This is a genomic window from Brevibacillus agri, assembly GCF_004117055.1.
Taxonomy (GTDB): Bacteria; Bacillota; Bacilli; order Brevibacillales; family Brevibacillaceae; genus Brevibacillus; species Brevibacillus agri.
Map to the genome: position 1 here is coordinate 2,512,603 of NZ_CP026363.1, position 14,128 is coordinate 2,526,730.

A 14,128-nucleotide genomic window follows, 5' to 3' on the forward strand; every position below is an offset into this window, starting at 1 on the left:
AACCATTCATGCGCGACTGTCTGGCCGGGCCACCCTGTGGGTAAAAGACAAAGGAGTGGCGTGAACGTTGAGTTGGGCAAGGAACATTACATGGGCAGCCGCGTTTGCCATGCTGGCGGGCTGCACACTTCCGCAGGAACAGGCGGACCCGGCACGTGACCCTGTCGCGCCCGCGCGTGTGCAGCAGGAGAAGCTGTTCGACCTGTCGCCGCAGCAAGCACCGCGACCAGCCAAAATGATGCTGGATGTCCCGATTATTAGCCAGAAGCCGGAGCTGCACAACGGCTGTGAAGTAACGAGCCTGGCGATGCTGCTGAGGCATGCCGGACAAAACGTCGACAAACGGGTGCTGGCCGAGCAAGTGCCCAAAGATCCTGAGCCGTTGGTGAAGGAACAAGGGGACATCAAGGAATGGGGAGATCCGAACATCGGGTTTGTCGGCGACATGACAGGGGTGCGCAAAGGCTTCGCCGTTTACAACAAGCCGCTGGAAAAGCTGCTGCGCCGCTACATGGGCGAGCGGACGGTCAATTTGACCGGGGCATCCTACCAGGCGCTTTTGGACCAGGTGGCAGCGGGGCGTCCGGTCGTGATCTGGGCGACCGGAGATTTTCAACTGCCTACCGAGTGGGAGAGCTGGTACAAGGACGGGAAAAAAGTGGTAGCTCCTTTTGACGAGCACGCTGTCTTGCTGGTGGGCTATGACGAGACTTACGCGTACGTCAACGATCCGCTTACGGGAGCAAAGCAGCAGAAGGTCGCGCACAAGGCTTTGGAATCGAGCTGGACAGCGCTGGGCAAACAGGCGATCAGCTATCAATGAAGCAAAAAAGGGCTCTTGGCAAAAAGGGCTCTTGGCAAAAAGGCAAGCCGCAAAAAACAGCGTGCCGCGCTGAAACGGTGTGTGTGAAGAAGATGCGGGATTCCTGAAACGAAAAGCGGTCAAAAACAACCGTTTTTCGTCTTTTTTTGGCCGAAACGCTTTTTGCCAGAACGGACTGTTTCCCTGTATTGTTAGGATATCTTTTTTGAAGCAGATATCTGATGGATAGGACAAAGGAGATTTTACATGCTAGCACAAGAAATGGGTGTCATGTTCACCAAGCATGCCGATCAAATTACTTCCAAACGTTGGGGGGATTTTATTCAGCAGTTGGAGGAAAAAGGCTTGTACGTGCTTATCGAGACGGACACGATCGGACGGGTAATGAGCCCTTTGGGCGGATTGATGCCCATGCCCTGTAAGAGCGAAACGCTCCACATTGTGACAGCGGATGAGCTGGAACAGCGCGGTTTGCCGCTCGGTCACCACATCGTGACCAAGCCAAAAGAAAAAACAACGACTGCGTAATTGTAAAGCGAACGGACGAAACCTTTTCTGCCCGGTGAATTTCTGGGCGGCAAAGGTTTTTTTGTGCATGCCGATTAGTGGCAAAGAAGCGAATTTCATTGATAATGAGAATCAAAATCAATATAATGGAAGAAAATGTGCAAGCCAGCGACGGTTGTTCGCTTACCATACATGCCGGACTAAAAAGAGGATGGGACAGATGCGTATTCAAGCCGAATTTTCACAGTTTACGGAGTCGGCTGGAAAAGGCCAAGCTGCTCCTGGAAAGAGAGCGGATCAGCGTCAGCGAGGCGGCGTTGCTCGTGGGCTACAGCAATTTCAGCCATTTTGCCTCGATTTTTCGCAAAACGTACGGCATCAACCCGAGCTGTACGGCAAACGGGTCGAGAAACGATAAACCAGCGAGAAAGGCGCTCTGTTGCATGTTGCAGGGCGTCTTTTTTGTACAGACAAGAAGGGAGAAGATTCTGAGCAGTATAAGGGCGACATCGCGAGGCTGCGAACAAAGGGAGAAAGCGAGACTTGTGTCCTTTGCCATTTGGGGACGAAAAGCTCGCAGCCCAGTGTTCTAGTGAATGGGGCGCGGCGTTTTGCCCCGAAAAACAGGGCCGACTGCTTGCGTTGCGCGCAACTCACCGTCAGCGCATGACCGTGAGAAATGGGCAATTTCTCCGTCCAGGGGCAGCGTCTCTCCGTGAAATGGCGGTAAAGGCCAGGGCCTTCCCCTTATGATGAAGAGGGAAAACAGAAAGCAGCAAGCGCTAGAGAGGGGAACCCAATGAAAACAGGCTTGGAGAAGGCGGGACGCGTCCAGCGATATTGGAGGACAAAGGACCTGCTGATGGCAGGACTGCTCGGTGTCGTCTTTGCCATCGTCATCATTGGCGTGAATTACGTTTACATGCTGGCGGCATGGCTCTCCCGGGCGTTGTGCCACGCGCTTTTGCAGGCAGGCTTGCTCGCGGACTATCGCGTGAACCTGGCGAACCGGACAGGACGGTAGCCGATGGTAAGCGGCGTACTGGAAGCGCGGAATGTCTGCTTTGGCTACGACGACGCGGAGCAGCTTGTCATCCGCAACGTGACTTTTCGCGTGCAAACAGGCGAGCTGCTGCTCGTCATAGGAGCATCGGGCGCGGGCAAAAGCACGCTGGTTCTCGCGCTGAACGGCTTGATTCCCCACGCGCTCCAAGGCAGCTATGACGGCGAGGTCCGGGTCGCCGGGCGAAACACGCGGGAGGCGACAGTAGGCGAGCTGGCGATGCACGTCGGGATGGTGTTTCAGGACCCGGAAGCCCGACTGGTTGCGTTTACGGTGGAGGACGAGGTGGCGTTCGGTCTGGAAAACCTGTGCCTGGAGCGGGCAGAGATGGAGCAGCGCATCACGCGGGCCTTGCGCGAAGTCGGGCTTGCCGACCAGCGGCAAAAAGCAGAAAAGTGAATTTCACCGGGCAGACTGGCAGTTTATCCTGCTGCACTGGCTGTTGTCCGGGCTGCTGGTTGTCGGGCTTGCCGCATCCGGTTTGCTCGGGGACATCTCGTTTCTCAAAATGTTTGCATAGGCCTGCTTGCTTGCCAAAAAAGCAGGCCGCATAACTTCGCTGGAAAGGAGTGGAGTAGGATGAGCGAGAAAAAAGGAGTGCTTCGTCTGCTGGAAATCGCAGACGAAAAACGCAGCCTGCTGGTTGTCTCGGGGATTTTGTCGTCCTTGAGCGCGATCTGCATGCTGATTCCTTACGCATCCGTCTATTTTATTTTGCAGGAGCTATTGCTCCATGCCTCGGCTCCGGCGAATGCCGACGGGGCGTACATGGTCCGCTGGGGAGTGATCGCGCTGGCCGGACTGGTCGGCAGTCTCATTCTGATGTACGCAGGCGGGATGGTTTCGCATATCGCTGCTTTTCGCATTTTGTACGGCTTGCGCGTCAAGCTGGCTTCGCATATTGGCCGACTGCCGCTCGGCTGGCTGAACGGAACGTCGACGGGGGCCGTGAAAAAGACGCTGGAGCAAAACGTGGAAAAAGTAGAGACGTTTGTCGCGCACCAATTGCCCGATCTGGTGCAGGTGATCGTGACGACGGTTGTGATGATCGGCGTCATGTTTTACCTGAATGTGTGGCTGGCGCTCGCCTGCGTAGTGCCAATCGTCCTCGCGCTGCTGGTGCAGGTCCTGTCGTTTGCCAGTACGAGAACAAAAGAAAATGTCAGGAAGTACTACGACTCGCTGGAGCGGATGAACGGATCGGCCGTCCAGTACGTGCGTGGCATGCCGGCGATTAAAGTGTTCGGGCAAACCGTTCACTCTTTTCGGCGTTTTTACGCGGACATGATTGCGTATCGAGACTACTGTGTCAAGCATACGAACGATTTTCAAAACGGCTATTTGACGTTCAAGGTGATTTTGGGCTCGTTCGCCGCCTTCATTTTGCCTGTGGGCGTGTTTTTGTTGAGCCGCGACCCGCAAAACGTCGCTTTTGCGTCTGTCCTGCTCTTTTTCCTCGTCATGGCGCCCGGCATTTCCGCGCCGATGTTCAAGATCATGTTTTTGACCTCGACTTTGCGCGACATTGGCGAAGGGGTGGAGCGGATGGATCGGATTTTCGCCGAGCCGCCTGTCGCCGAGCCGCTTGCTTCCAGGCAGCCCGAGCATTTTGATGTGCAGTTTGACGACGTCTCGTTTGCTTACTCCACGGAGGGCGAGGCAGGCAAAGAAGCTCTTTCCCGCGTGTCCTTTCTCGCTCGCCACGGGCAGGTGACGGCGCTCGTCGGTCCGTCCGGGGCAGGCAAGTCTACGGTGGCGAACCTCATCCCGCGCTTTTGGGATGTGCAGGAAGGGGCAATCCGCATCGGCGGCGTAGACATTCGGGAAATGTCCAGCTCTGATTTGATGAATACCGTCGCGTTTGTGTTCCAGGAGACGTTTTTGTTTTACGACACGGTGTACAACAACATCGCGGTCGGGATGCCGGACGCGGCGCCCGAGGCGGTCTATGCCGCAGCCAAGGCCGCGCAGTGCCACGCGTTTATTCAAAAGCTCCCGCAAGGCTACGACACGCTGATCGGGGAAGACGGCGTCTATTTGTCGGGAGGAGAGGAGCAGCGCGTGGCGGTAGCCCGGGCGATTTTGAAAAACGCTCCGATTCTCGTGCTCGATGAAGCGACCGCTTTTGCCGACCCGGAAAACGAGTACGAAATGCAGTTGGCGCTGGCCGAGCTGGTAAAAGGCAAAACCGTCATCGTCATTGCGCACCGTCTGTCGACGATCCGCGAGGCCGACCAGATTTTGGTCATGCAAAAAGGCAAGGTCGTCGAGCAAGGACGGCACGAAGCGCTGCTTCAGGCAAACGGCTTGTACGCGCGGATGTGGGCGGCGTACACAGATGCCCAGAACTGGCAGATCGGGAAACAGAGAGGGAGGGTGGATACCGATGAGCATGCTCAGCAATATTACAGCCGGTAAACCGCGGGCGCTGCTAAAGCCGGTTATCTATACGACGCTGGCCAACCTCGCAAGCATTGTGCCGTTTGCCTTGCTGGTCGAGGCGACGCGCCTGGTTTTCGAGCCGTTTGTCCATCCGGACGCGCCGCTTGACACGACGAGGCAATGGTGGGTATGCGTTTGGCTCGTCGTCTCGCTATTGCTTTTGTTTGCGGCGGAGATGCCCGCTTACCGCACGCAGTTTCGCGGTGCCTACAGCGTGGCGGCAGAAGGGCGGGCCAGGCTCGCCGAGCATTTGCGCAAGCTGTCGCTCGGCTATTTGAACAAACGCGACCCGGGCGATTTGGCGAACATGATGATGGGCGATTTCACGATGGTCGAGCACGGGATTTCCCACCTCGTGCCGCAAATGATCGGGGCGCTGCTCATGCCTGTCATCGCCATTACCGGGCTGTCCTTTATCGACTGGCGCATGGCGCTGGCCTTGTTTGCTGCCTTTCCAGTCGCGATCCTGCTCGTGCTCGCGACGTCCGGGCTGCAGCGAAAGCTGGGCGCCCAGCATATGCGGGCCAAAATCGACGCAGCCAACCGCTTGCAGGAATATTTGAACGGCATCCGCGTCATCAAGGCGTACAACTTGACGGGTGAGCGCTTCGTGCGGCTGGAGCGGTCGTTTCGCGAGTTCATGCGGCAAAGCATTCGCATCGAAGGCTTGCTCGGCCCGATTGTGCTCTGTGCTATCGCCTTCATCCGGGCCGGACTCACGCTCATGGTCATGACAGGAGTGTACTTGCTGGTGGGAGGCAGCCTCGACCTGATTACATTCGTCCTATTCCTTCTGGTCGGCACGCGCATTTTCGACCCGTTGACTACCGCGCTTGTCAACTATGCCGAATTTCGTTACCACGAGCAGGCCGGGGAGCGGATTGTGCAACTGCTGGCGGAGCCGATCATGCCAGGCGAGCTGCAGCCGCCGGAGGAAAACGACGTGACGCTCGAACGTGTCTCGTTCGGGTACAACGAAAACATGGCGCTGAACAACGTCAGCATGCGCATGCCAACCGGCTCGTTTACAGCTTTGGTCGGGCCGTCCGGCAGCGGAAAAAGCACGGTGCTGCGCCTGATCGCCCGCTTTTACGACCCGACTGAGGGCCAGGTGCTGCTGGGGCAAAAGCCGCTGGCGAGCATGGACCCGGAGGCGCTCCTGTCCCGCATATCCATGGTGTTTCAGGACGTCTATTTGTTCCAGGACACGATTGCCAACAACATTCGCTTCGGAAAAAGGGACGCGACGCAGGAGGAGATCGAAGCGGCGGCCAGGCAAGCGTGCTGCCACGACTTCATCGTGCAGCTTCCGAACGGCTACGAGACGATGGTAGGCGAGGGCGGCAGCACGCTGTCCGGCGGGGAAAAGCAACGAATTTCCATCGCGCGGGCGATTCTGAAAAATGCGCCAATCGTCCTGCTGGATGAGGCGACTGCCTCGCTCGATCCGGAAAACGAAGCGCAGATTCAAAAAGCGATTGATACGCTGATTGAGGGCCGAACCGTGATTGCGATTGCGCATCGGCTGAAAACGATTCGTCACGCCGACAACATCTACGTGCTGGACAAAGGCCGCGTCGTCGAAGCAGGGACGCACGACGAGCTGGTTGAGCGGCAAGGTCTGTATGCCAGGTTGTGGCGGCTGCAGCAGGAGTCGAGCGGCTGGCGCATTTCTTCCTGAACGGGAAAAGACAAAACCCGCCTGGCACACGTCGTCCAGGCGGGTTTTTCTCGGGCGCCAAAAAGCGAGGCGCAGCCGCGTTTTCTAATGCGCGGGCTGATCGTCAATGACAATCTGCACGCGGGTGCCGTCCGGGTAATCCTCAAGCTGGTTGGCAATCCACGAGCCTGCTCCGCGGTTGTCGGAAGGGGAGACGTAAGCGATATCGGCGCCCTTGCCGCCTTCCTTGCACATCGCCATCGGCCACTCGTCCCGATCGTAGCCGCGCTTCGTCGGAATGCCGGAAAGCGATTCCTCGCGATGCTTGTCCGCCGCTTTGCGGTCGATGGTACAGACGGCAGGCTGGCCTTTTTCGATGGCGGAGCGAATGTGCTGCGCCGTCTCGGGATACCGTTCGCGGGGAAAATGCAAAATGACATCCGCCTGCGTCGCAGCGCTGTCGGTCGGGACGCCCTGCTGCTCGGCAAACAGGCCGAAGTAGCCGAGGCCGAGCAAAAACGCGAGGATGAATAAAATGCGTTTGACTTTCACGGTTTCTCTCCTTCATCCATTTATGTACGCGCCAAAAAGGGCAGTTGATCTCACGGGCGATAACCGTGGAGATCGACTGCCCTTTGGTTCATTATACCAATGGCTGGTCAGCGTGCTAAGTAAAAACTTTGCGAATCAACAGCCCCGTGCTTTTTGCCAGGAGCCGGGGCTACGCGCGGCTCTGCTTTGCGTTTGCCGCAGAAAACAGTCTGGTCATGCACAGCCAGGCGATCAGCGGTCCTGTGCCGATGGCGAATACGAGCCAGTTCAGCGTGAGCGCAGAGACGCTGAACGAGGTAACCAACAAAAACAGCGAGATTCCCAGCAGCCTGCCGACATCGAGCGCGAACTCGCGCAGGACGACGTATTCGACCCGGTTGCGCGCACTTTGTTCATTGGTGCCGATCAAGTCAAAGACAGTCGAGATCATCGGCATCGAAAACAGCGGGTAGGCGATCGAGACGGCGATTCCGAAAGCGAGCAGCGTCACATAGCTCACCTGCCAGAAAAATAGGAGCAAGATGCCGGACATCACGATCGCTCCGATGAGCATGCCCCATTTGCGGTAGCGCGGAGCGTACCATTTGGCCGCAGCATAGTAGCTGCACAGCCCGACCGCCGATGTAATCAGCCAGAAGTTGCCGAGCGTCATCTCGCTTTTGGTGGCAATGTACACGAACAGCCCGATGATGAAGCCGAACACGCCCTCGCGCATCCCTTGCGCGGCCAGTGCGGCGGCAGCCCAGCGCCACTCCGGCTGTTCGCGCAGACAGCGAAAGGAGAAGCCCCAGGCGTACAACCCTTCCGATTGGCGCTTTTTCAGAAAAAAGCTGATGATGCCGCCGACGACAAACAAAGCGAGCGAGAGGGCGAAGATCAGGCGGTAGCCACTGCTGCCAGGCAGCCGGGAAATGAGCCAGCCCGACAGCCACGGAGCAAGCATGCCGCCGACAGAAGCGAGCAAGCCTGCCCAGCCGTTGAAACGGTCGCGGTTGTCCGGTCCGGTAATCTCGAAGTAGACGACATTGAAGGCAAGCCAAAAAAAGCCGACCGCCATCCCTTGCACCAGCCCGAGCGGGACAGCGTACGAGACGGCCAAAGGACCTGCCAGCAGCACGAGCATGTAAAAAAGCGCCGAGCCTGCCATCCCTGCCCGCAAGATGTTCATTTTGTTGAACCGTTTGACGTAGGCGCCCGCGATCCAAAAGGTCAGGGCGCCAGCCAGATGGGTAGCAAATGTGAACCAGGCGATAGGGGCAAACTGGCTTTTTACCTTCCATAAATAGACGTTCACGAACGTGCCGGAGAGCGAGCCTGCGGCGATGAACAGTCCGTTCACCAGCAGCAGGAGCCGGGCCTGGCTGTCCAGCTCCCCCGGCTTGTGCTGCTCGGGAGAAGCGGTGCCCGCCGATTTCGCAAAGCTGTTGTTCTGCGGCTGGAAAAGAGCAGAAAGGCGGTTCTTCGTTTTTTGCTGCATACGATCACCCCGCTTCGTTAGTGGGCCATGAACATAACGTGCCCCACCTGGCAAGCTTTCAACAGGATGCAAAGCAAGTACCAGATTTTCCTTGATTTAGAAAAGGCTTTCAGCTATTGGCGGCCCAGGAAGCAGAAAGCCGAAGTTTTTTTCAGAATAGGAAGGAAAAAGGTGATTGGCAAACAAATAAGGAGAGGGGATAGCGAAGGATCGCAATTCACAAGGGGGAACCAACATGGCGACGACCATTTTCAAAAACGGCCGCATCTACACGGGAGATTCGAGACATTTGTTTGTGGAGGCTGTTGTCGTGCGGGACGGGCTGGTCCACGATCTGGGCAGCGACGCGGACATGCTGCTGCAATACGGGCGAAGCGATGCGCAGGTGATTGACTTGCATGGCTGCACGGCAACGCCGGGTCTGATTGACAGTCACCTGCATCTCGGCTGGCTCGGACTGACCTTTTTGCAGCTAGATTTGCGGACAGCGCGCTCCAAGGACGAGATGTTGTCCCTCATCAGACAAAAGGCGGAGCAAACTGCCGCGAACGAATGGGTACAAGGCTTTGGCTGGGATGAGAACCTGTTTGTCGACGGCGGCGGCATCCCGACGATCGAGGAGCTGGACGCAGTAGCGCCGCATTGCCCGATTTTCTTGCCGCGCATTTGTGGACATGCGAACCTGGTCAATTCCCGGGCATTGGAGCTGTGCGGCTACCACCCGGACATCGAGGTTCCGGCCGGGGGCGTGATCGTGCGCGATTCGGCCACAGGAAAACCGACAGGCATGCTCTTGGAGACGGCGTCCAACCTGATTACGAAGCACATCTCCAAGCCTGGCTACGAGACGCTGAAAAACAGCTTGCGCAGCTCGATTCGCTACGCGATGGAGCACGGCCTGACAGGGGCGCATACCGAAGACTTGCGCGAGCTGAACGGGCTGGCGCAAACGTACCGGCTGTACGACGAGCTGGTCAACGGGGAGGGGCTTGGACTGCGCAGCCATTTGCTGGTCTACTACCCGCACATGCACGAACTGCGTGATTTGAACATGACGGCAGGCTCCGGCAATAGCCACGTGCAGATTGGCGCGGTGAAAATTTTTGCGGACGGGGCATTGGGCCGCAGAACCGCTTACTTGTCCGCGCCGTATGCGGACGATCCGACGACGAGCGGCTATCCCGTGCACGAGCAGGAGGAGCTGACCGAGCTGGTGCGGCAAGCCCGCGAGCTGGGGATGCCGATTGCCGTACATACGATTGGCGACAAGGCGCTGGAAATGGTACTCGACAGCCTCGACCAGTTCCCGGCTGTAGCCTATCGCGACCGGCTGATTCACACGCAGATTTTGCGCCCGGACTTGCTGGCGCGGCTGAACCATCCAAACCGGATCGCCGACATCCAGCCGCGTTTTCTCGCCGGAGACTTCCCGTGGGTCATCGACCGGGTGGGAGAGGAACGCATCCAGCATTCGTACATCTGGAAAACGATGATGAAACAAGGGATTATATGCGCGGCAGGCTCCGACACGCCAGTCGAGCCAATCAACCCGCTGCTCGGCATCCATGCCGCCGTGACGCGCAAGGCTCCGGGCGAGATGCACGACGGCTATCTCCCGCAGGAAAAGCTGACGATGGAGGAAGCGCTCCATCTGTTTACGCTGGGCGGAGCGCAAGTCACCAACGAAGACCACGTAAAGGGAACGCTGTCGCGCGGCAAATACGCGGACATGACGGTTTACTCCCGCGATTTGTTTGCCATCGACCCGGATGAGCTGCTCGACACAAAGGTCGTGATGACCGTCATCGGCGGCAAGGTCGTCTACAACAAATAGGAAAAACAGGTCGCGCCATCCAAACGACAAGAAAACCGGCTTTCGCATACGGAGCCGGTTTTTTGACTGTTTTCCCATGCGCCCAATGTTGCGCCAGACGACGCGTCAGGCCGACAGCCTCGTCTGCCGCTTGCTCCGCAGCCATTTGACTACGTCGATTTCGGCAATCAGCACGCTGACTAAGACGAGCGCTGCGCCGATATACCCGCGCACGGTAAGGATTTCGCCCGCGAACAAAAACGCAAACAGGGCGGCGAAGACAGGCTCCAGCGAAAAAATCAGCCCGGTATGCGTCGGCGTCGTATATTTTTGCGCGACAGTCTGGACGACGAAGCCGATCGCGCTGCACAGGACGCTGAGAGCGAGCACGGCGACCCAGCCTTCTGCGGAATGCGGCAGGGCAGGCGATTCGAACAAACAGGAAAACAGCAGGCCGAGCAAGGCAGTAAAACCGAGCTGGTAAATGCCGAGTTGAATCGTGTCCGAAAACGAAGCCCATCTGCCCGTCACGGTGATGTGCGTCGCGTAGCAGAGCGCTCCGGCGATGCACAGCAAATCCCCCTGGCTGATGTGCAACTCGGAACTGAGCGTCAACAGGCCGATCCCGACCATCGCCAGTCCGGCGCCGACAAATACGCGCTTTTCCGGCCGATTGCGCAGCAGGATGGACAGCAGCGGGACGAAGATCACCGTCAGGCTGACCAAAAATCCGGCTTGCGAAGCGGTCGTCGATTTGACGCCGTTTGTGACCGTGGCAAACACGCCGAACAAAATCGTGCCGAGAATAAAGGCGTGGCCGAGCGTCTTGCGACTGGTGCCGCGCAGCCGCCTGTGAAAAATGGCAGCCGCGAGAACGAAGGCAATGCCGAAGCGGATGGCGATCAGGTTGAAGGTTTCCAAATCCTTCAGCCCCATTTGCATGAACAAATAAGAAGATCCCCAAAAAAGGGTAACCAGAAGCATTGCCAGATCGGCTTTTACTTGCGGTTTCATTTCCAGCCTCCTTGCCCGCATGAAACAGGCTAACCATGAAGAAATCGCGTTGCGTCATACTCAGTATAAGAGTATTGTTTGAATAAGAAAAATGAATGTTTATCATGCTTTTCATGAAAGGATTTAATGAAAAAGAAAGGAGGCAAAGCGACGTGAGTCTCGGCAAGTACGAAGTGTTTGTCACCGTCATCGAATCGGGGAGTCTGACAAAAGCAGGAGAAATGCTCGGCTTGACGCAGTCCGCCATCAGCCACGCCCTCGCCAGCCTGGAGCGGGAGTTCGGTTTCTCGATCCTGACGCGCGGGCGCTCCGGTATCAGCCTGACGAGCAACGGCGAGCGGCTGCTGCCGTACATGCGGGAAATGTTGCGGGCGCAGGAGCGGATGCAGCAGGAAGTGTACGCGATCAATGGCATGGAGGTGGGGACGGTGCGGATCGGGACGTTCACCAGCGTATCCACGCAATGGCTGCCAGGCATCCTCAAACGGTTTCAGGACTTGTATCCCGCCATCGAGGTCAAGCTGTTCGAAGGCTACTACGACGGAATCGAGAGCTGGATTCAGACGGGCGAAGTGGACATGGGCTTCGTCTCGCTGCCGACGACAGAAGACCTGGAGTCGATTCCGTTGAAAAAAGACCAGCTATACTTGCTCGTCACAGACGAACACCCGCTCTATCAGGAAGAGCGGGTGCATGTGAGCCGCCTGGCCGAAGAAACGTTCATCATGCCGAAAGAAGGCTGCGACAACGACATTCAGCGCTTGCTTGCGCAGTATCAGCTACAGCCGCGCGTCAAGTACGAGGTAGGGGACGACCACGCGATTATCGCCATGGTGCAAAACGGGCTGGGCATCAGCATCCTCCCGGAAATGATCCTGTTTTGCCTGCCGCCCAACATCCGCATGATTCCGCTCGCGGGCGAGCATTACCGTTCGCTCGGCGTGGCGGCGACGTCGTTTAGCAAGCAGTCGCCCGCAGCCAAACGCTTTTTGCAAGTCGTGACCGAGTGGGTGCGCGAGCAAGGGTAGAAAGACGCGGGTCACGACGACAAATCCCGCTCGGCAGGGACGGAGGCGGGCGTTTTCCGCCAAAACGGCACGTACAAAAGCGAAAAGAGCGCGACAGCAACCCCTTCCAGCGAGAGGATGTACCAAGGATACGGCCCCAAAAAGTCGATGAGGCTCGGATTGTCCGGCTTGCGCGAGACGAAGAGATAGTTGCCGCCTGTCCAGGCGTTCGCGACGAGCGCCACAACCAGAAGCGCGTTGAGAAACCCCATCGTTTTCAGCACGGAGCGAAAAGTCGGGCGACAGCCTTCCACCCACGTCATGTACAGGCAGGCGAGAATAATCCCGGCATGGGCGACAAAAAAATGCACAAAGCGAAAGTGCGGGAACGGATAAAACAACTCGGGCGTAAGCAGTGCCTGGGCTGCGCCGCCGATCCCGGCAAAAAAAGCGATCTCGTACACGCGATAGCTTCTGGCAAGCAGCATGATGACAGACAGCAGGAGCGTGACGCTGCACAGTTGCAAAGGCAGCGTATAGGCAGCCGACCAGCTATCCGTCAGCACATGCCAGAGTTGAAAAGCCACCTCGGACAAGAGCAGCACGCCAGCCAAAGCAAACCGAAAGGCGCGCTTGGCCGCAGGTGCTTGCAACTGGCGGCGAAACAGGTACAAAAGCAGCAGCAGGCCAAGGGTAACCGCGAGAGCCAGCAGGTGCGGGAGCGAGAAAGGCTGAAAAGGCTCCCCGGAAATGGTCAACGAAAAAGAAGGCGAGTTCATCTGATCCTCCCTGGGGGATGTTTGTTCGGCGCAAGCTGTAGGGGCCTGGCGGAAAGGCTTTCGCAAGCTTCTATGTATAATTGAGAGAATTCACGAAATTTTAACACAAGCTTGCTTGGCGGATATCAATCATCGGTTATAATGTAACTAGACTAACGTACATCATTGAGAGGAGATATAGTCTTGAACTTGGTGCTCACGGAAAAACAGTGCAAATCTTGCCAGGCTCGCTTGACAGATTACGAGATCGAGAACAATGGTGCCCTTTGCATGGATTGCTACAAGGAAGAACAAAGCGAGCAAAAGTAGCAGCACGACGCAAGTCAGCATGTTGCCACACACTATAGATAGAAGTCTGACGCATCATGACCCTCTCCAAGCGAGAGGGTTATGATTTTTCGAAAAAACCATTGGAGTCATCGCCCCAATGGTTTTTTTCGTGGCCAAAAAAGCTACGCTTCCCAAACCGATGCGGAATCTTTGCCCCTAATGGTATGCTGCGGGGTGCCAAAGCCGTGCAAAGTCGTATTGTGATGGGCGATGATGTCGGCTGCCTTGAGGGCGGGGGAGTCTACGGTGGAGTGGCAATCGCTGACGAGTGTCACATCGTAGTTCAAAGAAATGGCGCTTCTGCACGTCGTATCCACACAGTAGTCGGTTTGAAAGCCAACGACGATCAGCTTTTCAATGGACATCGATTGGAGCTTGTCGTGCAGGCCTGTTTCGTAGAAAGAGTCTGGCGCTGTTTTGTGAACCACCGGATCGGTTTCTTCCGGCTTGATGGAAGCGGGAATTTCCCAGCCTGGCGATCCGAAAACCAGTTCCTCCGCTTCATGATGCTGCACGTAGATAACGGGAAGTTCGCGTTCTCTCGCCTCCGCGATCACGCGTTTGATCCGCTCGACGATTTGTTGTCCCTGGTAGCAGTGTTCTACGAGCAAGTTTTGTACATCGACGACGAGCAAGGCAGTTTTCTTCATCCGACAGTCAT

Annotated in this window: 15 protein-coding genes; 10 read left to right on the forward strand and 5 right to left on the reverse strand. The window is 57.0% G+C overall.

Features of this window, described 5'->3' with window-relative positions; genetic code table 11:
* Positions 1 to 67: 67 nt before the first annotated feature.
* The 8 genes from BA6348_RS12605 to BA6348_RS12635 all read left to right on the forward strand — a co-directional run bounded on the left by BA6348_RS12605 (position 68) and on the right by BA6348_RS12635 (position 6,516).
* Complete coding sequence (locus BA6348_RS12605) at positions 68 to 823, forward strand: C39 family peptidase (protein WP_007779137.1); 756 nt, start codon at positions 68 to 70, stop codon at positions 821 to 823.
* Positions 824 to 1,069: 246 nt separating this feature from the next.
* The gene (locus tag BA6348_RS12610) at positions 1,070 to 1,351 is read left to right on the forward strand and encodes a hypothetical protein (protein WP_005835932.1); all 282 of its coding nucleotides are present in this window, start codon (positions 1,070 to 1,072) and stop codon (positions 1,349 to 1,351) included.
* 125 nt (positions 1,352 to 1,476) lie between these two features.
* The gene (locus tag BA6348_RS28005) at positions 1,477 to 1,923 is read left to right on the forward strand and encodes a helix-turn-helix domain-containing protein (protein WP_005835933.1); all 447 of its coding nucleotides are present in this window, start codon (positions 1,477 to 1,479) and stop codon (positions 1,921 to 1,923) included.
* Positions 1,924 to 2,129: 206 nt separating this feature from the next.
* Entirely contained in the window at positions 2,130 to 2,354 is a 225-nt protein-coding gene (locus BA6348_RS12620; RefSeq protein ID WP_122952781.1) for a hypothetical protein, read from the forward strand.
* Positions 2,355 to 2,357: 3 nt separating this feature from the next.
* The gene (locus BA6348_RS12625) at positions 2,358 to 2,792 is read left to right on the forward strand and encodes an energy-coupling factor ABC transporter ATP-binding protein (RefSeq protein WP_122952780.1); all 435 of its coding nucleotides are present in this window, start codon (positions 2,358 to 2,360) and stop codon (positions 2,790 to 2,792) included.
* On the forward strand, positions 2,761 to 2,913 hold the full coding sequence (locus BA6348_RS26700) for a hypothetical protein (RefSeq protein WP_155808594.1): 153 nt from the start codon (positions 2,761 to 2,763) through the stop codon (positions 2,911 to 2,913). The genes BA6348_RS12625 and BA6348_RS26700 overlap by 32 nt, the downstream gene beginning before the upstream one ends.
* Before the next feature lie 59 nt (positions 2,914 to 2,972).
* A complete protein-coding gene (locus BA6348_RS12630; RefSeq protein WP_005835938.1) occupies positions 2,973 to 4,811 on the forward strand; it encodes an ABC transporter ATP-binding protein in 1,839 nt (612 codons plus the stop codon).
* The gene (locus BA6348_RS12635) at positions 4,780 to 6,516 is read left to right on the forward strand and encodes an ABC transporter ATP-binding protein (RefSeq protein WP_122952779.1); all 1,737 of its coding nucleotides are present in this window, start codon (positions 4,780 to 4,782) and stop codon (positions 6,514 to 6,516) included. The genes BA6348_RS12630 and BA6348_RS12635 overlap by 32 nt, the downstream gene beginning before the upstream one ends.
* Positions 6,517 to 6,600: 84 nt before the next feature.
* On the opposite strand, the gene BA6348_RS12640 is transcribed toward BA6348_RS12635, so the two are convergent.
* Complete coding sequence (locus tag BA6348_RS12640; RefSeq protein ID WP_007779117.1) at positions 6,601 to 7,047, reverse strand: NucA/NucB deoxyribonuclease domain-containing protein; 447 nt, start codon at positions 7,045 to 7,047, stop codon at positions 6,601 to 6,603.
* A gap of 169 nt (positions 7,048 to 7,216) precedes the next feature.
* Positions 7,217 to 8,524: an MFS transporter gene (locus tag BA6348_RS12645; RefSeq protein WP_005831067.1), complete on the reverse strand. Its 1,308-nt coding sequence runs from the start codon at positions 8,522 to 8,524 to the stop codon at positions 7,217 to 7,219.
* A 235-nt stretch (positions 8,525 to 8,759) separates the two neighbouring features.
* Here BA6348_RS12645 and BA6348_RS12650 point away from each other — a divergent pair, with 235 nt between their 5' ends.
* Positions 8,760 to 10,358: an amidohydrolase gene (locus BA6348_RS12650; protein ID WP_122952778.1), complete on the forward strand. Its 1,599-nt coding sequence runs from the start codon at positions 8,760 to 8,762 to the stop codon at positions 10,356 to 10,358.
* A 105-nt stretch (positions 10,359 to 10,463) separates the two neighbouring features.
* Here the strand turns inward: BA6348_RS12650 and BA6348_RS12655 are convergent, their stop codons facing one another.
* Positions 10,464 to 11,351, reverse strand: coding sequence for a DMT family transporter (locus tag BA6348_RS12655; protein WP_005831071.1), 888 nt, complete (start codon positions 11,349 to 11,351; stop codon positions 10,464 to 10,466).
* Between the two features lie 152 nt (positions 11,352 to 11,503).
* Between BA6348_RS12655 and BA6348_RS12660 the strand changes: the two genes are divergently transcribed.
* Complete coding sequence (locus BA6348_RS12660; RefSeq protein WP_005831073.1) at positions 11,504 to 12,379, forward strand: LysR family transcriptional regulator; 876 nt, start codon at positions 11,504 to 11,506, stop codon at positions 12,377 to 12,379.
* Between the two features lie 11 nt (positions 12,380 to 12,390).
* On the opposite strand, the gene BA6348_RS12665 is transcribed toward BA6348_RS12660, so the two are convergent.
* Together BA6348_RS12665 and BA6348_RS12670 are read right to left on the reverse strand one after the other, a co-directional pair.
* Positions 12,391 to 13,137, reverse strand: coding sequence for a YwaF family protein (locus BA6348_RS12665; RefSeq protein WP_025846233.1), 747 nt, complete (start codon positions 13,135 to 13,137; stop codon positions 12,391 to 12,393).
* Between the two features lie 452 nt (positions 13,138 to 13,589).
* On the reverse strand, positions 13,590 to 14,117 hold the full coding sequence (locus BA6348_RS12670) for a cysteine hydrolase family protein (RefSeq protein WP_122952777.1): 528 nt from the start codon (positions 14,115 to 14,117) through the stop codon (positions 13,590 to 13,592).
* Between the last annotated feature and the right edge of the window lie 11 nt (positions 14,118 to 14,128).

Coding starts and splice junctions, on each gene's coding strand:
- BA6348_RS12610 (WP_005835932.1), top strand. CDS start 1,070: ATGCTAGCACAAGAAATGGGTGTCATGTTCACCAAGCATGCCGATCAA.
- BA6348_RS28005 (WP_005835933.1), top strand. CDS start 1,477: ATGGAAGAAAATGTGCAAGCCAGCGACGGTTGTTCGCTTACCATACAT.
- BA6348_RS12620 (WP_122952781.1), top strand. CDS start 2,130: ATGAAAACAGGCTTGGAGAAGGCGGGACGCGTCCAGCGATATTGGAGG.
- BA6348_RS12625 (WP_122952780.1), top strand. CDS start 2,358: ATGGTAAGCGGCGTACTGGAAGCGCGGAATGTCTGCTTTGGCTACGAC.
- BA6348_RS12630 (WP_005835938.1), top strand. CDS start 2,973: ATGAGCGAGAAAAAAGGAGTGCTTCGTCTGCTGGAAATCGCAGACGAA.
- BA6348_RS12635 (WP_122952779.1), top strand. CDS start 4,780: ATGAGCATGCTCAGCAATATTACAGCCGGTAAACCGCGGGCGCTGCTA.
- BA6348_RS12645 (WP_005831067.1), bottom strand. CDS start 8,524: ATGCAGCAAAAAACGAAGAACCGCCTTTCTGCTCTTTTCCAGCCGCAG.
- BA6348_RS12650 (WP_122952778.1), top strand. CDS start 8,760: ATGGCGACGACCATTTTCAAAAACGGCCGCATCTACACGGGAGATTCG.
- BA6348_RS12655 (WP_005831071.1), bottom strand. CDS start 11,351: ATGAAACCGCAAGTAAAAGCCGATCTGGCAATGCTTCTGGTTACCCTT.
- BA6348_RS12665 (WP_025846233.1), bottom strand. CDS start 13,137: ATGAACTCGCCTTCTTTTTCGTTGACCATTTCCGGGGAGCCTTTTCAG.
- BA6348_RS12670 (WP_122952777.1), bottom strand. CDS start 14,117: ATGAAGAAAACTGCCTTGCTCGTCGTCGATGTACAAAACTTGCTCGTA.